General features: G+C 64.7%; 20 protein-coding genes. 11 read left to right on the forward strand and 9 right to left on the reverse strand.

The annotated features are described in order from the left end of the window. Positions 1-174: 174 nt before the first annotated feature. Both ABY454_RS04825 and ABY454_RS04830 read right to left on the reverse strand, forming a co-directional pair. Entirely contained in the window at positions 175-669 is a 495-nt protein-coding gene (locus tag ABY454_RS04825; protein WP_372929045.1) for a protein phosphatase CheZ, read from the reverse strand. 37 nt (positions 670-706) lie between these two features. Beyond that, a complete protein-coding gene (locus ABY454_RS04830) occupies positions 707-1,063 on the reverse strand; it encodes a response regulator (protein WP_372929046.1) in 357 nt (118 codons plus the stop codon). Positions 1,064-1,290: 227 nt separating this feature from the next. On the opposite strand from ABY454_RS04830, the gene ABY454_RS04835 reads away from it, so the two are divergent. From ABY454_RS04835 to mutL, 8 genes are all read left to right on the forward strand, one after another. Further along, positions 1,291-1,740 (forward strand): MaoC family dehydratase, encoded by a 450-nt coding sequence (locus ABY454_RS04835; protein ID WP_372929047.1) that lies wholly within the window; start codon positions 1,291-1,293, stop codon positions 1,738-1,740. Positions 1,741-1,760: 20 nt separating this feature from the next. Beyond that, positions 1,761-2,774 carry a bifunctional riboflavin kinase/FAD synthetase gene (locus tag ABY454_RS04840; protein WP_372929048.1) on the forward strand — a complete coding sequence of 338 codons (1,014 nt, stop codon included), beginning with the start codon at positions 1,761-1,763 and terminating at the stop codon, positions 2,772-2,774. 44 nt (positions 2,775-2,818) lie between these two features. After that, positions 2,819-6,307: an isoleucine--tRNA ligase gene (gene ileS, locus ABY454_RS04845; protein WP_372929049.1), complete on the forward strand. Its 3,489-nt coding sequence runs from the start codon at positions 2,819-2,821 to the stop codon at positions 6,305-6,307. 4 nt (positions 6,308-6,311) lie between these two features. Further along, positions 6,312-6,827 carry a signal peptidase II gene (lspA, locus tag ABY454_RS04850; protein ID WP_372929050.1) on the forward strand — a complete coding sequence of 172 codons (516 nt, stop codon included), beginning with the start codon at positions 6,312-6,314 and terminating at the stop codon, positions 6,825-6,827. Positions 6,828-6,863: 36 nt separating this feature from the next. Next, positions 6,864-7,466: a hypothetical protein gene (locus ABY454_RS04855; RefSeq protein WP_372929051.1), complete on the forward strand. Its 603-nt coding sequence runs from the start codon at positions 6,864-6,866 to the stop codon at positions 7,464-7,466. Between the two features lie 250 nt (positions 7,467-7,716). After that, complete coding sequence (locus ABY454_RS04860) at positions 7,717-9,063, forward strand: M16 family metallopeptidase (protein ID WP_372929052.1); 1,347 nt, start codon at positions 7,717-7,719, stop codon at positions 9,061-9,063. Then, entirely contained in the window at positions 9,064-10,443 is a 1,380-nt protein-coding gene (locus ABY454_RS04865) for a M16 family metallopeptidase (RefSeq protein ID WP_372929053.1), read from the forward strand. Between the two features lie 88 nt (positions 10,444-10,531). Then, entirely contained in the window at positions 10,532-12,334 is a 1,803-nt protein-coding gene (mutL, locus tag ABY454_RS04870; RefSeq protein ID WP_372929054.1) for a DNA mismatch repair endonuclease MutL, read from the forward strand. Between the two features lie 3 nt (positions 12,335-12,337). Here the strand turns inward: mutL and ABY454_RS04875 are convergent, their stop codons facing one another. From ABY454_RS04875 to ABY454_RS04885, 3 genes are all read right to left on the reverse strand, one after another. Beyond that, positions 12,338-12,832 (reverse strand): hypothetical protein, encoded by a 495-nt coding sequence (locus tag ABY454_RS04875; protein ID WP_372929055.1) that lies wholly within the window; start codon positions 12,830-12,832, stop codon positions 12,338-12,340. Positions 12,833-12,898: 66 nt separating this feature from the next. Next, the gene (gene rsmD / locus ABY454_RS04880; RefSeq protein WP_372929056.1) at positions 12,899-13,459 is read right to left on the reverse strand and encodes a 16S rRNA (guanine(966)-N(2))-methyltransferase RsmD; all 561 of its coding nucleotides are present in this window, start codon (positions 13,457-13,459) and stop codon (positions 12,899-12,901) included. Beyond that, on the reverse strand, positions 13,459-14,193 hold the full coding sequence (locus ABY454_RS04885) for a pseudouridine synthase (protein WP_372929057.1): 735 nt from the start codon (positions 14,191-14,193) through the stop codon (positions 13,459-13,461). The genes rsmD and ABY454_RS04885 overlap by 1 nt, the downstream gene beginning before the upstream one ends. An 82-nt stretch (positions 14,194-14,275) precedes the next feature. On the opposite strand from ABY454_RS04885, the gene ABY454_RS04890 reads away from it, so the two are divergent. Beyond that, positions 14,276-14,761, forward strand: a complete 486-nt coding sequence (locus ABY454_RS04890) for a nucleoside deaminase (RefSeq protein ID WP_372929058.1) — start codon at positions 14,276-14,278, stop codon at positions 14,759-14,761. Positions 14,762-14,978: 217 nt separating this feature from the next. On the opposite strand, the gene ABY454_RS04895 is transcribed toward ABY454_RS04890, so the two are convergent. Then, positions 14,979-15,347, reverse strand: coding sequence for a hypothetical protein (locus tag ABY454_RS04895; RefSeq protein WP_372929059.1), 369 nt, complete (start codon positions 15,345-15,347; stop codon positions 14,979-14,981). A gap of 161 nt (positions 15,348-15,508) precedes the next feature. Next, complete coding sequence (gene purD, locus ABY454_RS04900) at positions 15,509-16,783, reverse strand: phosphoribosylamine--glycine ligase (RefSeq protein WP_372929060.1); 1,275 nt, start codon at positions 16,781-16,783, stop codon at positions 15,509-15,511. Between the two features lie 105 nt (positions 16,784-16,888). Here purD and xseA point away from each other — a divergent pair, with 105 nt between their 5' ends. Together xseA and ABY454_RS04910 are read left to right on the forward strand one after the other, a co-directional pair. Beyond that, on the forward strand, positions 16,889-18,328 hold the full coding sequence (gene xseA, locus ABY454_RS04905) for an exodeoxyribonuclease VII large subunit (protein WP_372929061.1): 1,440 nt from the start codon (positions 16,889-16,891) through the stop codon (positions 18,326-18,328). A 65-nt stretch (positions 18,329-18,393) separates the two neighbouring features. After that, positions 18,394-18,627 (forward strand): DUF2093 domain-containing protein, encoded by a 234-nt coding sequence (locus ABY454_RS04910; protein ID WP_372929062.1) that lies wholly within the window; start codon positions 18,394-18,396, stop codon positions 18,625-18,627. On the opposite strand, the gene lpxK is transcribed toward ABY454_RS04910, so the two are convergent. Both lpxK and ABY454_RS04920 read right to left on the reverse strand, forming a co-directional pair. Further along, positions 18,624-19,631: a tetraacyldisaccharide 4'-kinase gene (gene lpxK / locus ABY454_RS04915; RefSeq protein WP_372929063.1), complete on the reverse strand. Its 1,008-nt coding sequence runs from the start codon at positions 19,629-19,631 to the stop codon at positions 18,624-18,626. The genes ABY454_RS04910 and lpxK overlap by 4 nt on opposite strands. Next, positions 19,621-21,630: a glycosyltransferase N-terminal domain-containing protein gene (locus ABY454_RS04920; RefSeq protein ID WP_372929064.1), complete on the reverse strand. Its 2,010-nt coding sequence runs from the start codon at positions 21,628-21,630 to the stop codon at positions 19,621-19,623. Before ABY454_RS04920 ends, lpxK begins: the two co-directional genes overlap by 11 nt. Positions 21,631-21,653 lie beyond the last annotated feature (23 nt).

Raw genomic sequence — 21,653 nt, forward strand, 5'->3', positions numbered from 1 at the left:
CAACACGGACATCGCCGGCGCCGCCGCGCTTGGGATCGATGCGGTGTTCGTGGCAAGTGCGCTGCATGCGCCGGGCGAGGGAGGCCAAGCGCTCGATGCGCCCCATCTCAATGAGCTGTTCGCGCAGACAGTGCGGCGGCCTATCGCCGCGATGCGCGGCCTTAACTGGTAGCGCTAGCGTTTGTCGCTAAAGAGAGCGTCGACCCCGGCCTGATCTTGGGCCCGATCTTTACTCGCGCCCGGCAGGGCAGGGCCCTCGAGGGCGATGCCCGGTTCGGACTTGGCCGAGACCGAGTTGGAGGCGTTGGGCTTGCGCGCTTTTGCGGCCACCTCGCCGTGACTGGCGGCGATGACTTGGTCCAGCGTCTCCGTGATTTTGGTCACGCGCTGGCCGACGATATCGTGGAAGCCGCAGGCCGTCATGATCGACAGAATGGCTTCTTCCGCCTTCTCCGCTTCATTCTTGCCGGCCATGGCCAGGAGACCTTCGGCGGAATCGAGGATGCGCGTGGCGGCATCCTCAGCGGTGCTGCGAATAGCGGCGAGCTCGCGCAGCGTGTTCGTTAGGGCGACGACCTCCTCCGAAACGGAATCGGCGCCGCAAGTGCATGCCATCTTGTAGCGGCCTTGCGGCGTGCCCGCGACCATGGGCCTGTCAGTCTGGTCCATGAAAGTCCTTTTGCGGAATTGAGAGTCGGGAATCTGCCTAAGCGGCCGCGCTGAAAACGGCGTCGATCTTCGACTTGAGCGTTGCGGCGTTGAACGGCTTGACGATGTAGTTATTCACACCGGCCTTTTTCGCTGTGACCACATTGTCGGTCTTCGACTCTGCCGTGACCATGATGAAAGGCGTGCGCGACAGGTGATTGTCGGCGCGAATTTCGCGCAGCAACTCGAAGCCCGTCATCGGCTCCATATTCCAATCCGAAATGACGAGGCCATCGTCCGTCTCGCGCATCATGCCGAGCGCGGCATTGCCGTCATTCGCCTCGTCGACATCGGCGAAACCAAGCTGCTTCATATCGTCGACGACGAGCACCGGCATGCCTGGATCGAAAGCCATTTCGCTAATCCTCCGCCAGACAAGAGCCTGGTTTGGCGGCCCAAAGGAGACCTTCTGCGGGTGAAAAATCAGGCTTAGACCCTAACGAGTGGCCGTGAACGGGGGGTTAAGCACGGCATTTTTAGACGTGTGCGGATGAATTGGCTGGGGCGCCTTGTTGCGGCGCAGCAATCCCTTCGTTATTTTGCCCAGCTTCAACAACCCGACAAATCAAGCAGGGAACACATATGACGAGCACCGCGAGCCTGGGTCACGGCTATTATTTGGAGGACCTCTCCCCCGATATGGAGGCGAGCGTCTCCAAGACCATTACCGACGAGGACGTGAGGGCCTTCGCCAAACTGTCCGGCGACATCAATCCGGTTCATATCGATGATGATTTCGCGGCCGGCACCATGTTCAAGAAGCGCATCGCCCACGGCTTTCTGACGGGCGCCCTGTTCTCCACGGTGCTTGGGACCAAGCTGCCCGGGCCTGGCTGCATCTATATGAGCCAGACCATGAAGTTTAAGGGGCCGGTCTATATTGGCGACGAGGTTGTGGCGACCTGCAAGATTACCGCCGTCGACACCGAAAAGGCGCGTGTGGCGCTCGCCTGCGACTGCTCGGTGAACGGCAAGACCGTGCTCGCAGGCGAGGCGCTCATGATGGTCGACCGCAAAGCGGCAGGCCAATAGCGCCAATCGAAGGAGTTCCGATGGACATCGTCCGCTCCTGGCGGGACACGCCGCCGGCTCTGAAGGGCGCGGTTTTGGCGATCGGCAATTTCGACGGTGTCCATCGCGGCCATCAAGCCGTGCTCAACGAGGTGAGGCGGATCGCGTCCGCCGAAGGCCGCCGTGCCGGCGCGGTCATCTTCGAGCCGCATCCGCGCGAATTCTTCGCACCCGACCAGCCCTTCTTCCGGCTGACGCCGCTGCCGGTGAAGCTCGAATTGCTGGAGGCGCTGGATCTCGACCAGACCTTCGTGCTGAGCTTCGACAAGGCGATGTCGTCGCTCTCCGCCGACGACTTCGCCAACGAGGTAGTGGGTGAGGGCTTCGGCGCCAGCCACGTCGTGGTGGGCTACGACTTCGTCTACGGCAAAGGGCGCACCGGCTCCGTCGATCACCTGGCCTTGATTGGCAAAACGAGAGGGTTTGGCGTGGACGTGGTCTCACCCGTCACCTTGGCGGGTGGCGTCACCTTCTCGTCGAGCACGATCCGCGAGCACTTGCGGCGCGGCGAGGTGCGCGAGGCGGCCGAGCAGCTTGGCTATTGGTGGCGCGCGCGGGGGCGCGTGGGCAAGGGCGCTGGCCGCGGCAAGGACCTCGGCTTCCCGACGCTCAACTTCAAGCTGGCGCCGGGGCAGGACGTTTGCCACGGGATTTACGCCATGCGCGTGCACCACGCCGGGGAGCGCCATCACGCCGCAGGCTATGTGGGCCCGCGTCCCACCTTTGGCGCGGGCGATGAGCCGGTACTGGAGGCCTATCTCCTCGACTTCTCGGGCGATCTCTACGACCATGAGGTCGAGGTCGAATTCATCGATTTTGTGAGGCCTGACCACACCTTCGAAAGTGCCGAGGCGCTGGCGGCCCAAATGGCCGACGATTGCAGCCAGGTCCAGGAGATCCTGGCCGCGGTCGACGCGGACGATCCCATGCGGCGTTTCACGCTTGGGGACGTGCTGGCCGACCGGGCACTAGATTGTGGCGAGGCCGGTTGCTAGAACGCCTCGCACATCGAATCGAGGCTCGGGCGGACAAGAAAACCATGGCAAAGACAACGAAGAGCGGCAAACCGGCCGCCAGACGCAAGGTCGCGCGAAAAGCAAAGCGCACGAAGACGGCTGGATCGCCGAAAGCGGCCGCGAAGCGGAAGACCGCGGCCAAACGCAAAGTGGCAACTAAGCGGAAGGCGGCACCAAAGCGTAAAGCCGCCGCCAAAAGGGCCACGGCCAAGAAGGCTACGGCCAAGCGGCGCCCCACAGTCAAAAAGCGCGTCGCGTCCAAAAAGAAGCGCACGACAAGGAAGTCCACGACGCGCAAAGCCGCTCCGAAGCGCAAAGTCACGGCCAAGCGCAAGGCCACCAAAGCCAAACCAAAGAAGACGGTCACCAAGCGGCGCCCAACGTCCAAGGCGAAGGCCCGCAAGCCGGCCAACAAGCGCGTTGCACCCAAGAAGCGCGCCGCGCAAAGGACGCGCACTGTGAGCCCCAAGAAGGCGGCGGCAAAGAAGCCCGTGGCCCGGAAAGCTGCACCGAAGCCCAAAGCCACACCGAAGCCCGCAGTGAAGCGCGTTCAGCCGCAAGTGGAGCGGGACTGGAGCGAGACGCTGTTCCTGCCCAAGACCGACTTCCCCATGAAGGCGGGCTTGCCACGCCGCGAGCCGGAGCTGCTCGAGCGTTGGGCCAAGATGGGCCTCTACGACCGCTTGCGCGAGGAGGCGATGAGCCGCCCGAAATTCGTGCTGCATGACGGGCCGCCTTACGCCAATGGCCGCATCCATATCGGCACCGCCCTCAACAAGATCCTCAAAGACGCCGTCACCCGTTCGCATGCCATGATGGGCAAGGACGCGAACTACGTGCCGGGCTGGGACTGCCATGGCCTGCCCATCGAGTGGAAGGTCGAGGAGGAGAACTACCGCGCCAAGGGCCGCGCCAAGCCGGACCTGAGCGATACCGATGCGCTGATCGCGTTCCGGCGCGAATGCCGCGACGAGGCCGCCAAATGGCTCGACGTGCAGCGCGAGGAGTTCAAGCGGCTCGGCGTCGAGGGCGATTGGGACCACCCCTACACCACGATGAGCTACGAGGCGGAGGCGACGATCGCCCGCGAACTGACAAAGTTCGCCATGAACGGCCTGCTCTATCGCGGCTCCAAGCCCGTGATGTGGTCCGTGGTGGAGCGCACCGCGCTGGCCGAAGCCGAGGTCGAGTATCAGGAGATCGAGAGCCCGACGATCTACGTGAAGTTCCCGGTGATGTTCGCCAGCGAGGACAGCCAGGACCCGCAGGCGCTGCAACACGCCTCCGTGGTCATCTGGACCACCACGCCCTGGACCATTCCAGGCAACCGCGCCATCAGCTATTCGCCGTCCATCTCATACGGGCTCTATGAGGTCACCCAGGCGCCGGCAGACAATTGGGCCAAGGTCGGCGAGCGATTGATCCTCGCCGATGCGCTTGCCGAGACAGTCAAGGAAGCCGCGCGGATCGACGGCTGGTCGCGGCAAGGCGACGTCACGGCCGAGATGCTGCGCCAATCCATGTGCGCGCATCCTTTGCGCGGGCAGAGCGACTACCGGTTCATGGTGCCGCTCCTGTCCGGCGAGCACGTCACCGAGGAGACGGGCACCGGCTTCGTGCACACCGCACCGGGCCACGGCGTGGACGACTTCGAGGTCTGGTCGGCGAACGAGCGCTTGCTTCGCCAGCGCGATATCGATTCCACGATTCCCTTCACCGTCGACGAAGCCGGCTTCTTCACAAGCGAAGCGCCACGCTTCGAAGGCAGCCGCGTGGTCAACGACAAGGGCAAGTTCGGTGATGCCAACGAGGCGGTCATTAAGGCCTTGGCCGAGGCGAACGCGCTCATCGCCCGCGCACGCTACAAGCACGATTATCCGCACTCCTGGCGCTCCAAGAAGCCGGTCATCTTTCGTGCGACGCCCCAATGGTTCATCGCCATGGACCGCGGCTTCGAGGGCGGCGAGGCTTTGCGCGCCCGAGCGCTTGACGCCATCGACGGAACGCAGTTCGTGCCGCCGCAAGGCGAGAAGCGCATCAAGGGCATGGTCGAGACGCGGCCCGACTGGGTTGTGTCGCGCCAGCGGGCCTGGGGCGTACCGATCACCGTGTTCGTGCACCAAGAAACCGGCGACGTCATTCCGCGCCGGGACTTTGATGGATCGGGTCAGCTGATCGACAGGATCGTGAGCGCCTTCGAGGCGGAAGGAGCCGACGCTTGGTTCGTGGATGGCGCGAAAGAGCGCTTCCTCGACGGACTCGTCGACAGTCCCGGCGACTGGGAGAAGGCCGGCGACATTCTCGATGTCTGGTTCGACTCCGGCTGCACCCACGCATTCGTGCTGGAGGCGCGCCCCGACCTGAAATGGCCGGCGGACCTCTATCTGGAAGGCTCCGACCAGCATCGCGGCTGGTTCCAGTCCTCGCTGCTCGAGGGATGCGGCACGCGCGGCCGCGCGCCTTTCGGCGCGGTCGCTACCCATGGTTTCGTCAATGACGAGCGGGGCCGCAAAATGTCCAAGTCGCTCGGCAACGTCGTGGCGCCGCAGGACGTGATCAAGCAGTCGGGCGCAGAGATCTTGCGGCTTTGGGCCATGAGCTCCGATTACACCGAGGACCTTCGCTTCGGTCCGGACATCGTCAAGGCCAATGTCGACTCCTACCGGCGCTTGCGGAACACACTGCGCTTCCTGCTCGGCAATCTCGCGCACTATCGCGACGACCTCGTCGTGCCGCATGATGAGATGCCGGAGCTGGAGCGTTACATGCTGGCCCGGGTTTCCGAACTCGACGGGCTGGTACGGGAGGGCTACCGGTCCTACGACTTCAAGCGCATCTTCCACGCGCTGTTCAAATTCTGCGTCAACGACATGTCGGCTTTCTATTTGGACATCCGCAAGGACGCGCTCTACTGCGACGCTTCCGACAGTGTGGTGCGCCGCGCCGCGCTCACCGTCATGGACCGTCTGTTCGCGGCGCTCACCGCGTGGCTTGCGCCGATGCTCTGCTTCACCATGGAGGAGGCGTGGATGACCCGCTTCCCGGAGGACAAAGGCTCGGTTCATTTGCGGCAGTTCCCCGATGTGGCGCCTGAGTGGTGCGACGACGCGCTCACCGAGAAATGGCGGAAGGTTCGAAACGTGCGCCGCGTAGTCACGGGCGCGCTGGAGATCGAGCGGAAAGAGGGCCGCATCGGGTCGAGCCTTGAAGCCGCGCCCAAGGTCTATGTTGCCGACAAGGAATTGCGCGATGCGCTCAGTGGCATCGATCTCGCTGAGATCGCCATTACCAGTGGCGCGACGCTGATCCCCGAGGAGGGGCCGAGGGACGCCTTCCGTCTCGACGACGTGCCGGGCGTGGCCGTGGTCTTTGCCGCCGCGAAAGGGAACAAGTGCGCGCGGTCCTGGAAGATCTCGCCGGATGTCGGTGCCGATCTTGAGTTTCCGACGCTGTCGCCGCGCGATGCCGACGCCGTGCGCCAGTTCGATGCACGTGGGCGAAAGGGCCGGTAACGCCATGCTCCGTCATTGGCTTTGGGGACCCAATTCGCCACTCGGTCTGGCTGTCGCGTCAGCTACGGCGCTCATCGATCAAGCCAACAAGCTCTACATGCTCCATGTCTATGACATCGGCGCCAAGGGCACGGTCACGGTGACGCCGTTCTTCGACATGGTTCTGGCGTGGAACAAGGGCATCAGCTACGGCCTCTTGCCCCAGGACAGCACGCTCGGCCGCGTGGCGCTGATCGCCTTCGCGATCGTGGCCAGCCTGGCGCTCATTGTCTGGCTTGCCAGGGTCACCACGCCGCTGGCGGCCGTCGCCATTGGGCTGATTGTCGGCGGGGCCATTGGCAACGCCATTGACCGGATTGCCTACGGCGCGGTGGCGGATTTCTACGCTTTCCACGCTTTCGGCTTCCAGTGGTACATCTTCAATATCGCCGATGTGGCCATAGTTGCCGGGGTCATCGGACTTCTGTATGACTCATTCTTCGGGGGTCACAAAAAGGCCGGAAACCCCTCCAAAATGTAACTAGATCCGGGGTTTGCCGGATTTTGAGGGGAAAATTTGGGGCACCTTGGCGCCATAACCAGCATCGGTCGAACGGTCGCGCTCGCGGGCACGCTTGCCTGCGCGAGCCTCCTTGGCGGCTGCGGCGGCGTCGAGTTCGAAGGCAAGGTCTTCGACTATATGGGAATGTCCGGCAGCAGGCAGCAGGCCGACGTCCAGATGAGTGAGCGCCCGCCGCTCATGGTCCCGCCCAACGTCCAACAATTGCCGGCGCCGACCCAAAGCCCTGCCGCCGTGTCCACGGCCCGCCAGGATTGGCCGGACGACCCGGAGAAGGTGCGCGTCCGCGTCATCGAGCAAGAGAATACCAAGAAGGCTGAGGCCCAGGCGGCCGCCGACCCGCTGAACCCCTATGCGGGTAAGGAAACGCTGCTCGACAAGCTATTGGGTGGCGACAAGACGGTGGAAGAGCCCGTCCCCAACGTGCCCGCGCCGGATCCGTCCGATCGGGCGCCCACTGTCGCCCAGACTCGGTCCGCGCCCAACACACCGCATGTTCCGCAGGCGCCCTTGCCCAGCCAGAACATGGAAGAGTTCAAGCCTGCGGCGCCCGATAGCTACAACAGAGCCTCCCAAGGGCGGGCCATGGGGGAGTACTAGAGTTCGTTCGTCACCTTTTCGCCGGCCGGTTCGCGCGTCGGTCGCAATCTAGCGCTTCCATTTCTTGAAAAACCCGGCCTGAGGCCCGACATGAGGCATTGGCGCTAGCAGCCTACTAGGCTTATTTTCCCGCGCGCCGTGAGCCCCGTATTCCAATCCAAAGGCCTTCGTTCGAATGGTGGTGTGGATGCAAGATCGATTGACCGCCTTCCTTCGTGTTGGCCTGGTTCTAGCCAGTGTGAGCCTTTCAATGCCGGTTGCCGCCGTTGCCGAAGAAGCGAAATCAGAGCGCGTCAGCGAGTTCACCCTCGCCAACGGGCTCCAAGTCGTCGTTATCCCCGATCATCGCGCGCCGGTCGCGACTCAGATGGTTTGGTACAAGGCAGGGGCCGCGGACGAGCCGCCGGGCACCTCCGGGATCGCACACTTCCTTGAGCATTTGATGTTCAAGGGCACCGACAACATCCAGCAGTTCTCCAAGATCATTGCCAAGAATGGCGGTGACGACAACGCGTTCACCAATCACGACGTGACCGCGTACTTCCAGCGCGTAGCCAAGGACCGTCTTCCCAAAGTCATGGAGATGGAAGCCGACCGCATGGCAAATCTTCGGCTGACGCCGGAGGACGTGGCGACCGAGCGGGACGTCATTCTCGAGGAGCGCCGCTCGCGCGTCGACAACGATCCTGGCGCCATCCTCCAAGAGCAGATGATGGCCGCGCTTTATCGCAACCATCCCTACGGCATTCCCATCATCGGTTGGGAACACGAGATGGAGGAGCTCGACCGCGAGGACGCGCTCGCCTTCTATCGCCGCTTTTACGCGCCGGAGAACGCCATCCTGATCGTCGCTGGGGACGTCGAGCCGGACGACGTAAAGGCGCTTGCCGAGAAGACCTTCGGGAAGATCCCGCGCAACGGCGAGGCGCAGCAGCGGGCGCGTCCCAGTGAGCCGGAGCACGATGCGCCTCTCACTGTGACGTTGGAGGATCCGCGCGCCGGCCGCACCACCGTGCAGCGCTACTACATCGCGCCGAGTTACGCCTCGGCGGAGCCCGGCGAGGCCGAGGCGTTGGATCTGCTGATGCGCGTCGCCGCTCATGGCGCCACCAGCCGCATCTACAAGCAGCTGGTAATGAAGGACCATGTCGCTGCGTCCGCAGGCGGCTGGTACTCCGACTCCGGGCTCGATTCGGGGCGCTTGGGTTTCTATGCCATTGCCGGACCAAAGACCGCGCCCGAGGAGATCGAGGCGGCGATCGATCGCACGGTCGAGGACTTGCGCGAGAACGGCGTCACCCAAGCCGAGTTGGACCGGGCGCGCGCCTCTCAGATTGCCGAGTTCGTCTACAGTTCCGACTCCATCTCCAAGATGGCTCGCCAATATGGATGGCGGCTGGCCGCCGGCATGACCATAGAGGACGTCGAAGCGTGGCCTCAGCGGATGAAGCAGGTCACCGTGGACGACGTTCGCGCCGTGGCCCGCAAATATCTTGACGAGGAGAACTCGGTGACGGGCATTCTCAAACCGGAGCCCGAACACACAAGCAGTGCCGGCGAAAAGCCCGCCCCAGCTGCTGGAAACGGCAAGTCGTAGATGCAGACCAGGATTTGCTCTTCGCTCTTCGCCGCAACGCTGTGGCTCGGGACGACACTGCTGGCGGTTGCGCTTCTGGCGTCGCCCGCCGCGGCCAAAGGGAGTGGCATGAAAATCCAAGAGGTGACGAGCCCTGGCGGCATCAAGGCCTGGCTCGTGGAGAGCCATGCAAATCCGCTGATCACGATCCGTTTTGCCTTCTTCGGCGGTGCATCGCAAGACGCGCCAAGCAGAGAAGGCCAAGCCTATTTCGTGACGGCAATGATGAACGAAGGCGCCGGTGACCTCGACGCCATCGCGTTCCAAGAGCGCGAGGAAGCGCTGGCGATGAAGATGGACTTCGACGCCGGCCGCGACGTCATGCTCGGCAGGATCCAGACGTTGACCGAGAACAAGGACGACGTCTTTGACCTGGTGCGGCTGGCGATGTCGCAGCCCCGCTTCGACGAGGACGCACTGGAGCGCGTGCGCGCGCAGATCTTGGCTGGACTGAAATTCGACGAGAACGATCCTGAGACCGTGGCGTCGCTCGCCTGGGACCGGATCGCGTTCCAGGATCATCCCTATGGCCGCCCCGTGAAGGGCACGAAAGACTCCGTGGCTGAGATCTCCGCGGACGATCTCAGGGACTATGTCCGCCGCGTGTTTGCCCGCGACAAGCTTGCCGTCGCCGTGGTCGGTGACATCGACGCCGAGGAGTTGGGCGAGGTGCTCGACAAGCTGTTCGGCGATTTGCCGGAGCGCTCGGACCTGGTGCAGGTTGCCGACGCGCCGCCGCCCCTTGGGCCCACCCGCGAGGTCATCGCCATGGATGTGCCGCAGTCGGTGGCGCAGTTCGGCCTGCGCGGCATCCCGCGCGACGACGACGATTTCATTCCGGCCTACGTGCTCAACTACATCATTGGCGGTGGCGGGTTCTCCTCGCGGCTGATGGAAGAGGTGCGCGAGAAGCGTGGCCTTGCTTACTCTGTCCGCTCCAGCCTCTACCCCTATATGCACGGCCCCGTTTTCATCGGCCACGTGGCTACTAAGAACGAGGCCGTTGGCCAGTCGCTGTCCGTGATCCAGAATGAGCTTGAGCGCATCGCGGAGCAGGGTCCCACGGCGGAGGAGCTGGAGAGCGCCAAGGCCTATCTCACCGGCGCCTACCCCTTGCGCTTCGAATCCTCTGTAAGCATCGCCAGCCAGCTCTTGTGGATCCAGATCGAGGATCTTGGCATCGACTATGTCGACAGGCGCAATGCCCTCGTCGATGCCGTGAGCATGGATGACATCAAGCGCGTGGCGAAGCGCCTGCTCACGCCGGACCGGCTGATCACCACAATCGTCGGCAAGCCTGTGGAACCTGCGGAAGTCGTGCCCGCGGGCGCGCCAGGCTAGGCCCTCCACACCTAGAATCGGATTAAGCTAAAGGCCCCAACTGTTGGGGCAGCGCTAAGCGGAATCAGGCCAAAAGCGGAGGCAGACTATGGCCATTCGTCAGCTGCCGCCGAACCTCATAAATCGCATTGCCGCGGGTGAGGTCGTCGAGCGGCCTGCCAGTGTCGTCAAGGAGCTGGTGGAGAACGCGATCGACGCGGGCGCGGCCCGTATCGACGTGACGGTCACGGGCGGCGGGCTGTCACTGATCCGCGTGGCCGATGACGGCGCCGGCATGGCTGCGGAGGACTTGGCCCTGGCGGTCGAGCGCCATGCCACCTCCAAGCTCGCCGGGGACAACCTCTCTCATATTCTGTCGCTCGGCTTTCGCGGCGAGGCGCTGCCCTCCATTGGAGCGGTGGCGCGGCTTGCCATCACCAGCCGTGCTGAAAACGCCAAGGACGCCCACACGATCGCGGTCGATGGGGGCCGGAAAGCGCCGTTGAAGCCGGCGGCGCGCGCGGGCGGGACAGACGTGGAGGTGCGCGATCTGTTCTACGCGACGCCCGCGCGTCTAAAATTCATGAAGTCTGAGCGCGCCGAAGCTGCGGCCATCTCCGACGCCGTCAAGCGGCTGGCACTGGCGCATCCGGAAATCGCCTTCTCACTATCGACCGGCGAACGAACCACGTTGCGCCTGGAGGCCTGCCCGCCGGGCCTCCTCGATCACGCACTCGCGCGGCTCGGCCGCATCATGGGCGCGGAATTCGTGCAGGACGCGCTTCCCGTCTCCGCCGAGCGGGGGACAATGCGCGTCGAAGGCTTTGCAGGCCTCCCCACGCTTCACCGCCCCAACGGGATGCAGCTCTATCTCGTGGTGAACGGACGCCCCGTGCGCGACAAGCTCCTCGCTGGGACGGTGCGTGCGGCCTATGGCGACCTCGTGCCGCGGGGCCGCTATCCCATGCTGGCGCTTTTTCTGGACGTGCCGCCGGAGGAGGTGGACGTGAATGTCCATCCGGCCAAGACGGAGCTGCGCTTCCGCGACGCCAACGCCATGCGCTCGCTGCTCATCGGCGCGATCCGGGAGGCCTTGAGTGCCGCCGGTCACCGCGCCACGGAGAGCCTGTCGCAGGAGGCGCTGCAACGCATGGCCCCGCCATCCGTTGGCTCAAGTGCTCAAGCGCCGGTGCCTTCCTACCGGAGCCACACGCGCCCGCGCGACGTGGGCTTCGCGGAACGGTCGCAAGCCCCGCTTGCAGAAGTTTCTGTGCCCTCGGCCGATATGCGCGGGGCCGCTACGGAGGAGGAAACGGCAACCGACTTCCCGCTGGGTGCCGCCCGCGCGCAAGTGCAAGACACCTTCATCATCGCCGAGACGGACGACGCGCTCGTCATCGTCGATCAGCACGCGGCCCATGAACGCCTCGTCTATGAACGGCTGAAGCGCGCCTTCGCCAATGGCGGGATCGCGCGGCAGATGCTGTTGATCCCTGAAGTCGTCGAGCTCGATGCGGACGCAGCCCAAGCCTTGCTTGCGGCGTCGGATGCGCTTGAGCGGCTCGGTCTTGTCATCGAGACGTTTGGGCCTTCGGCGATTGCGGTACGCGAAGTGCCGGGGTTGCTCGGCACCTGCGATGTCAAAGGACTGCTTGCCGAGCTCGCAAGCACACTCCTCGAAGCGGAGGACGGCGAGGCCGGCCGGCTGCTCGCCGAGCGGCTGGACTATGTGCTTTCCACCATGGCCTGCCACGGTAGCGTGCGCGCGGGCCGGCGTCTGTCGCCGGAGGAGATGAACGCGCTTCTGCGCGGTATGGAGGAGACGCCGTTCTCCGGCCAGTGCAATCACGGCCGTCCGACTTACGTCGAGCTGAAACTCACCGACATCGATAAGCTGTTCGACCGGCGCTAGGTGTTACAGCTGGACGCGGTTCGTGCCTTGATGCGCGGTGACGCATTGCGTCAGCGCCGCGATGGCGTCGCGCGTGCCGGTCAATTGAAAGCTGAACTCGGTTTGGTCGCTGGCAATCCTGAGCACCTTGCCGTGGCGCATGGCGTCGAGCACGGTATCGGAACTTTTCAGCGGAACGAGGATGCCGTGAACGTCGATTACCTTGGCAATCGCGGCCATCGGCTCGCGGTCGTCCACGATCAGGAGCACGGCTTTCCGGGCGCCGACCTCGAACGTGCGGGTCTCGTCGGCAATCACCAGCCCCCAGTCGAGGTCCTTGCTCATCACAAAGCCGAGCAAGATGTCCTTCTCGGCCTGCGCGGTCATTGTGCAGTCGGAGAAATACCCCTCGTCGTCGTAATTGGCGTTGCCTTGCCAGACGCCAGAGGTGAAGCGATCCTGTCCGGCCGTTGCGGCCAGCAAGATCAACGGCGCAAAGAATAAGGCTCGCAACGTCATGAGACTCCCCGAAAGCATGTCGCGACCCATCTAATCATGTTTCGACAGTTGCGCGAAAAAGCCCGTCTATTGGGTAAATTCGGCGATGGCGATCTCCGTGGCGCCATAGCGGCGCCGGTCGAGCTCCGTGAACGGCGCGGGCCACGCGACCTCCGCGCCCGCGTGCTCTTCCCATACGGCAACGGCGCCCGGCTCCAGCCAGCCGCCTTCCGCCGCGCCTTCTAGTGCCTGTGCGCTCAGCCCCTTGCCGTAAGGGGCGTCGCAAAAGACGAGGCTGAACGGCGTGATGTTGCCTGCCGGGCCGAGCTTGGTGGCGTCGCGCCGCCAGATTTTCGTGACGCCCGTCAGCCCCAACGCCTCGATGTTGCGGCGCATCGCGGCGCGCGCGGCCGTATCGTCGTCGATGAAGAGCGCATAGCGTGCGCCACGGGACAGAGCTTCCAGGCCCAGCGCGCCGGAGCCGGCGAACAGGTCGAGCGCGCGCACCCCCGCAAAGTCGAGGCCCGGCGCGCCGTGCTCCAGCACATTGAACAGGGATTCGCGCACGCGGTCCGATGTCGGGCGCGTTCCCAGTCCCTTCGGGGCGTCGATGGTTTTTCCTTTGAACCGCCCGGCGATGATGCGCATCAGCGTTTCACCCCGAACTCGCGGGCGCGTGCTGTACCCAGTTGCTCAATCAGCACTTTGCGCTTTACCTCTTCCACGGCGCCTTGCGCCATATCGCCTAATGAGAACGCCCCGTACGAGGTGCGGATCAGCCGGTTCACTGTGAGCCCCAAATGCTCGGCGATACGTTTCACCTCGCGGTTCTTGCCTTCGTGCAAACCCACGGTCAGCCACACATTGCTGCCTTGCTGGCGCTCGAGCTTGGCCTCCACCGGCCCGTAGCGCACGCCGTCGATGGTCACACCGGACTTCAAGCGGTCGAGCGCGTCCTGGCGCACCCGCCCATGCGCGCGCACCCGGTAGCGCCGCACCCATCCAGTGCTCGGCAGCTCCAGATGCCGGGCCAGCGCCCCATCATTGGTCAGGAGCAACAGGCCTTCGGTGTTGATGTCGAGACGCCCCACTGAAATCACGCGCGGCAGGGTGTCGGGCAAGCTGGCGAACACGGTCGGGCGGCCTTGCGGGTCCTTGTGGCTGGTCACAAGGCCCTTCGGCTTGTTGTAGCGCCACAGGCGCGGAGCTTGCGGCGCGGGAAGTGCCTCTCCGTCCACGATGATCGTGTCAGACGGCGAGACCACACAAGCCGGTGTGGTTAGGACTTCGCCGTTCACGGAAACGCGCCCCGCTGCGATCCAGTTTTCCGCGTCGCGGCGCGAGCATAGACCCGCATGGGCCATCGCCTTGGCGATCCGCATGGGCTCTTGCCGGACAGGGGGCGGACCACCCCGTTTGCGGGGTGCTTGACCCCGGCTCGTTTTCTCGCCCACCTTGCCGCCCATGGCAGCGAAGCTTGCAGATGCGGCGGAGCCAGGCAAGCGCCCTGAGCGCCCCATGGATCTGGCCTTGGCGGAAGCAGAGGCCGCCGGCGCGCGCGGTGAGGTGCCCGTGGGTGCCGTGGTGCTTGGGTCCGACGGCGCGGTGCTCGCCAGGGCCGGCAACCGGACGCTTGAGCTGCGCGATCCGACCGCCCATGCCGAGCTGCTCGTCATCCGCGAAGCGTGCACCAGGCTCGGGAGCGAGCGTCTGGTCGATTGCGACCTCTATGCGAGCCTGGAGCCTTGTGCCATGTGCGCCGGTGCCATCTCCCTCGCGCGCGTCCGCCGGCTCTATTTCGGCGCGGGCGACCCCAAGGGCGGCGGCGTGGAGCATGGGGCGCGGGTCTTCGACCAGCCCACCTGCCACCACCGGCCTGAGGTCTATGGCGGAATTAGTGAGAGCGCCGCCGCCGCGCTCCTCAAGGATTTCTTCGCCGCCCGCCGCTAGGCCGACGTTAGAATTGGAAGTAGATGAAGCTTTGCGGCTGGCCTTTGCCGACCTCCAGCACGCAGAACACGAATACTGGCGAAGGTCTTCGACTAAAATTTTTCGAAAGTTCGACGTTACATCACGATGCGCCTAGGTGCGCGCAACGACAATGACACAGCAAGACAGAGCTTGCTGCATGCCAAGACAAAGCGCCTCGATGATTGGCGGAGAGCGATTAGTTTCCCAGGCCGTAGGGCTGGGGGATCGGCGCGTTGGGGTCGTGCGGCCAGGAATTCATCGGATAGAAGTTCCGCTGGATGGCCTCGTTCTCGACGTTGCCCTTGGTGTAGGGCACGAACCCGAAATAGCTGCTCCAGCCGCGCGGGCCTGGCCCCCTGGTGGCGTAAGGATAGACTGGTGACCGTCCGCGCTTGTAGATCTTGGCCTTAGTGAGGGTCGGCGAGGCGTCTGCCGGCGCGGTGACGAGCCCCATGGCTTGGACGGGCCCCGCCCAGGTCAGCAGCCAGAGGTAGAACAGAATCGCGGCAACGCCTACGGCGCCAGAAGCGGTCTTCTTCGAGATGGGCAGGTCGTCGTAGGTCATGCGATTCTCTTTTTCGCTGGCGTTGCCAGATGACTTGCAAATAGTGACGCCATCGTGAAAACGCAACGCCAATACCGCAAGAAAGCACGGCAAAACTATGGTTCGCGCTCATTTTGCAGCCCATCCATGAACATGGCGCTAACTTTTGCGCGGGATCTCGCTCAATCCGCGCGCCCGACAGCGCGCCAGCCGATGTCGCGGCGGCTAAAGCCGTCCGGCCAATCGATCGTATCGACCGCCGCGTAGGCCTTTGACTGGGCCTCCGCAATCGTCTGCCCCCGCGCGGTGACGCCGAGGACGCGGCCGCCCGCGGCGACAATGCTGTCCGCCTCACGTGCCGTACCGGCGTGGAAGATCTCGACATCCGGATCGGCGCCGGCGTCTTCCAAGCGCGCGATCTCGGTGCCTTTCTGGTAGCTGCCGGGATAACCCTTGGCCGCCATCACCACGCAAAGCGCCGGCTCGTCGTGCCACTCAAGCGCGATATCGCCGAGCGTGCCTTGTGCTGTGGCGGCCAGCGCAGGCAGGAGGTCCGACTTGAGGCGCATCATCAGCACCTGCGCCTCCGGATCGCCGAAGCGCACATTGTACTCAATGAGCTTGGGTGCACCGTCCTCAATCATCAGCCCGGCATAGAGCACACCCTTGAAGGGCATGCCGCGTGCGGCCATCGCCGCGACCGTGGGCCGGATGATCTCGTCCATGACGCGGGTTGAGAGCGCTTCCGTCATGACCGGCGCCGGAGAGTAGGCGCCCATGCCGCCAGTGTTGGGGCCCGTATCGCCGTCGCCGACGCGCTTGTGGTCCTGCGCCGTGGCCAGCGGCAACGCCGTCGTGCCGTCGACCAGGGCGAAGAAGCTCGCCTCTTCGCCTGTCAAATACTCCTCGATCACAACCTCCGCGCCAGCGGTCCCGAAGGCGCCCTCGAAGCAGGCGTCGATCGCCGAATCGGTCTCAGGTGCCGTCGTGGCAATCACCACGCCCTTGCCCGCCGCGAGCCCGTCCGCCTTGATGACGATGGGAAGCTGTTGCTCCGCCGCGTAAGCCTTCGCGGCATTTGCGTCGGTGAAGCGCCCATAGGCGCCCGTTGGGATACTGCATTCGGCGCAAAGGTCTTTGGTAAAGCCCTTCGACCCTTCGAGCTGGCTTGCGGCTTTGGAGGAGCCGAAGACGGCGATGCCTTGCGCTTCGAGATCGTCGGCGAGCCCGGCGACGAGCGGCGCCTCGGGCCCCACCACCACCAGGCCGACGCCGCTCTCCTTGCAAAACGCCGCCACGGCCGCGTGGTCGCCCACGTCGAGCGAGACCACTGTCGCGGTTTCGGCGATGCCGGCATTGCCGGGCGCGCAATAAAGCGTCTCCAGAAGAGGGCTCTGCGCCAGCTTCCAAGCCAGCGAATGCTCACGTCCCCCACCGCCAATCAGAAGCACGTTCACCGTCGGAAGACCCCGCTTGTTCGCTGCCGTCCGGGCCTGTATGCCCTCAAGGATATTCGCGCGCTCTTAGCACGACAGGGCGCGCCACGCGAAAGAGATGACGAAATGGCCCGCCGTAGTCCACAGGCCCCGCAGACCAATCTCGCCGAGTACACCGTCTCCGAGCTCGCCTTTGCGCTGCGCAAGACGGTGGAGGACGCTTACGGTCACGTGCGGCTGCGCGGCGAAGTCTCCGGCTATCGCGGGCCCCACGCCTCCGGTCATTGCTATTTCAGGCTGAAGGACGAGAGCGCGGCGATTGAGGCGGTGGTCTGGCGCGGCACCTTCGGCCGCTTGAAGTTTAAGCCCGAGGAAGGGCTGGAGATCGTCGCCAAGGGCAAGATCACCACCTATCCCGGCGGTTCAAAATATCAGATCGTCATCGAGGAGCTGGAGCCCGCGGGCGTCGGTGCGCTCATGGCTCTTCTGGAACAACGCAAGAAGCAGCTCGCCGCCGAGGGGCTGTTCGACGAGGATCGCAAAACGGCGCTGCCCTTCCTGCCGCGCGTCATCGGCGTGGTGACGTCGCCCACGGGCGCGGTAATCCGCGACATTCTTCATCGGCTGGCCGACCGCTTCCCCTCCCATGTGCTGGTCTGGCCGGTCCGCGTACAAGGCGAGACCTGCGCCGCCGAAGTGGCCGCCGCCATTCATGGCTTCAACGCGGATCCGCCGCAGGTCGCACAGCGTCCCGATCTCATCATCGTCGCGCGCGGCGGAGGAAGTCTTGAGGACCTATGGGGCTTCAACGAGGAAATCGTGGTGCGCGCGGCCGCCGCCAGCTCGATCCCGCTCATCTCGGCGGTTGGACACGAGACCGATTGGACCTTGATCGATCTCGTTGCCGATTACCGGGCGCCGACGCCGACAGCCGCAGCCGAGCGTGCCGTGCCCGTGCGCTCCGAACTTCTGACGAGCGTGCGGACATTCGGCGTGCGCAGCGCCGGCTCCTTGCGGCGCGCATTGGAGACGTGGCGCAGCCGCTTTGCGGCGTCTGCCCGGGGCCTACCGCGCCGTGACGCGATCCTTGGCCTGCCGCGTCAGCGTCTCGATGCTGCGAGCCACAAACTGCCGCGCGCGCTGCTGGCCAACGCGCGGGTCCATCGCTCGCAGATGGAACGCGCCGGCTCACGGCTACGGCCGCATCTTCTGGCGAACACGGCGCGCACGGGCCGCGACTCGCTTCTGCGCCTCCATCGCGCCAAGGGCCGCGCCATTCATGCGACCTTGGACGGTGCCCGCCGGCGTCTCGATGGCCAGGCAAAGCTGCTCACGACGCTCGGTTATCACAACGTTTTGGCCCGGGGCTTCGCGTTGGTGCGCGCCGAGGACGGCGTCATGCTGCGCCGTGCTGCGGACGTGAAGCCGGGTGCCGGACTGGACATTGAGTTCGCCGATGGCCATGTTGAAGCGCATGCCGATCCACGGCGGGCCTCCGGCAAGAAGAGCGCGCCCCAATCGGCACCGCGCCGCAAGCCCGATGGAAATCAGGGGAATTTGCTTTAGCCCCGCTGGCAACGGGTTTGCCGTGACGCTATGCTGAGACACAACGAGAGAGTGCCACCGACTTGATGAACCGCTTCGAACGCAATCTCGGCTTCAAAGGCGAAGCCAAGCTCAAATATCTCGACGGTGAGGTCCAGGTGATAACGCCCGGCGACTTCGTGCGCTGCGCCGTCACGGGCCAGCCCATTGCGCTCGACGCCTTGCGTTATTGGAGTGTGGAACTCCAGGAGCCTTATGCCGACGCGGCCGCCTCGCTCCAACGCTACAGCGAAACCCACGCCAAGAGAGACGCAAGCTAACGGCTTGCCAGCGCGCTGAGCAGGTCTTTCGCTTGCTCGTCGTCCTCGAACGTCACGAGGATCGGGAACGGCCGTGAGCGATTCTTGAGTTCGGTGAGCGCGCTGTCTTCGTCTTCGTCGGGGATGCGCGCCCAATCCTTCTCCGTGGTCACCAGCATCGCCTTCTTCTCGTCGGCCTCTTTAAGAAGCGCGCGAGCATTCTTCTCGGTAAAGCGGTGATGGTCTCGAAAGCTATGACTTTCGATTAGCCGCGCACCGTTCGACTTGAGCGTGGCGAAGAACTTGTTGGGCCGGGCGATCCCTGCAAAGCCGATCACCGGCAACACGGCGAGCCAGCGGGCGTCGCAATTGGGGGTGACTTTGGCGCGCAGCACCGGCTTGCCTGCGGTTTCGAACGCGGCGACCAGACGATCGGCCTTCTTACCGTCGCCGATCACCAGCAGCGCATCGGTGCGTGGCATTTGCGTATCGAGCGGCGCGCGCAATGGCCCCGCCGGCATCACGCGTCCATTGCCGAGCCCGGAGGCCGCATCCACCACGATCAATGACAGATCCTTGGCGAGCGCCGGGTTCTGAAACCCGTCGTCCATGACGATTACGTCTGCGTCCGTTTCTTCGATGGCCTCGGCGCCCGCGATGCGGTCCGCTGAGACGAAGGTCGGTGCCACGGCCGCCAACAGCAGCGGCTCATCGCCAACCGCGTGCGCCTCGTGGCCCGCAACGCGCACGACGCCTTTCGCCGTGCCGCCATAGCCTCGTGTCAAAAAGGCGGGGCGCTTGCCCATGGCTTTCAGAAGCGTCGCAATCGCAATGGCGGTCGGTGTCTTGCCGCCGCCGCCCGCCGTGAAGTTGCCGACGCAGATCACCGGGAGTTTTGAGCGGTGGCCCACATCGCGCGCCATGCGTGATCCCGCCACGCGGCCATAGATTGCGGCGGGCAGAAAAAGCGCGCCCGCGATCCCGCCCGGCTTGCGGTACCACCAAGAGGGGGTCTTATGAGGCATGTTGGAGGCTCGGCTTGGGTGGGAGATAGGCCTCGATCGCGTCCAGCGTGCGGGGGAGGGCGCCACCCATAGCCGCGACCGTCTTGTTCGCCCGCGTCATCATCTGCTCGCGTTGTTTGGTGTCTTGCAGCAGGCCGAGCACGGCGACGGCCAAGGTCTCCGCGTCGGTAACCTCCCTGGCGCCGCCGGTCTTCAACAGCTCCGAATAAAAGTCGCGGAAGTTCTGCCAATTGGGTCCCGTCAAGACCGCGGCGTCGAGCTTAATGGCCTCCACGGGGTTCTGTCCCCCTCGGTTCACCAGAGAGCCGCCGATGAAGGCGGCGGGCGCCAGCGAATAGAGCAGGCCGAGTTCGCCGATCGTGTCGGCCACATAGACATCCGTGTTGGCATGGGGGCGCCCGCCACCGGAGCGGATCGTGACGTGCAAGCCTTGCGCGCGCAACATCTCGGCGATGGCGTCCCCGCGGTCCGGATGCCGTGGGGCGATGATGGTCAGCAGGTCCGGTAGCGCCTTCTTGATCATGCCGTGAGCCGTGGCAACGACCTCGTCTTCTCCCGGATGCGTGCTCGCCGCGAGCCACACGGGCCGGCCGGTTATCGCAGCGGCGAGTTTGGCCTTACCGGCCGTATCGATAGGCGGCGGCGGGGCGTCAGCCTTGAGGTTCCCCGCACCGCGCGCCTCCACCGCGCCGAGCCGCGCGAAGCGCTCGGCAAGGCTTGCGTTCTGCGCCAGGACCAGATCGAACGCCGAGAAGATGGGGCGGCTCAAGCCGGGCCGGCGCCGCCAGGCCCTGAACGAGGAGGCGGACATGCGGCCGTTGATGAGAAGGAGGGGAACGTCCTGCGCCTTGGTCTCCAGAACCAGATTCGGCCAGATCTCCGACTCCACTAAAACGCAAAGATCGGGACGCCAATGGTCGAGAAACCGTTTCAGATAGCCCTGGCGGTCGAGCGGCACGAATTGATGCAACGCGCCCTCCGGCAGCCGCACGCGCGCCTGACGCGCCGAGGTAACTGTCCCCGTCGTGAGCAGGATGCGGACTTCCGGGCGCGCCGCGGCGATCGCATCGATCACCGGCAGCGCGGCATTGACCTCACCGACGCTCGCCGCATGAAACCAAGCCAGAAATCCTGTTGGCCGCGGCAAGCTTGGCGCGCCGTAACGCTCCGGGTGCCGGTCGGGCTCTTCCTTTCCGCGCCGCGCGCGCCATGCGAGCAGCAATGGCGCGATGGGCGCGGCGAGCTTTGTCGCGAGCCGATACGCTTTGAGTGAGAGGCCGGGCTTGGACACGGCCTCCTTGCTGAGCGGGTCGGTGGCGCCCGCGAGCGCATAGGCGCGCGCTGTGGTTTCCGCAAGTGCGCGCTCGATGGCGCGGCGACCTTTTTCAATTGTTTCAGGGTTCGTACCAGACGGCACGTGCACCGGATTGCCGACGACAATGGCAAGTGTCGAGAAGGGCAAGTTGACGGTAAAGGCGCTCCATGACGGCAGTTTGAGAAAGCGCTTTGTGGCGATTGCGAACGGCACCACGGGTCGTCCGGATTTGGAAGCGATGGTGACAATACCGTCGCCAGCGCGCCGGGCAGGCCCGGGAGGCACGTCCGCGGTCATGGCCACTGTGGCGCCGGCGTCAAGCGCGCGCATGGTTTCGCGCATGGCCGCCGCCCCGCCCCGGTCACGTTTTCTTGTGCCGGCGCCCGCGCCCCGGATCAACACGACGCCAAAGCGCTCAAGCACGGCACCTAGCAGCGCCGCATCGCCATGGCGTGAGACCATGGCCCTCAGGTCCGCGGGCCGTTTCGGCTTCATATTCGGCAGCAGCATGAATTGGCCGTGCCAGATGGCGAGGATTTGCGGATGCTTGTCGAACAGCGTGTCGATTGTGTCGGTAGGATCGCGCTTGATCGCGCTCGTCGCGTAGACGAAACGGACATAGCCCGAAGCGAGCTTGGCGATGAACGCGACGACGGGCTCCGATGATAGCAGCCGTTTCAACATGCTCGTTCGGTTTCGTCCGATGC

Source organism: Methyloceanibacter sp. (assembly GCF_041573655.1).
Taxonomy (GTDB): Bacteria; Pseudomonadota; Alphaproteobacteria; order Rhizobiales; family Methyloligellaceae; genus Methyloceanibacter.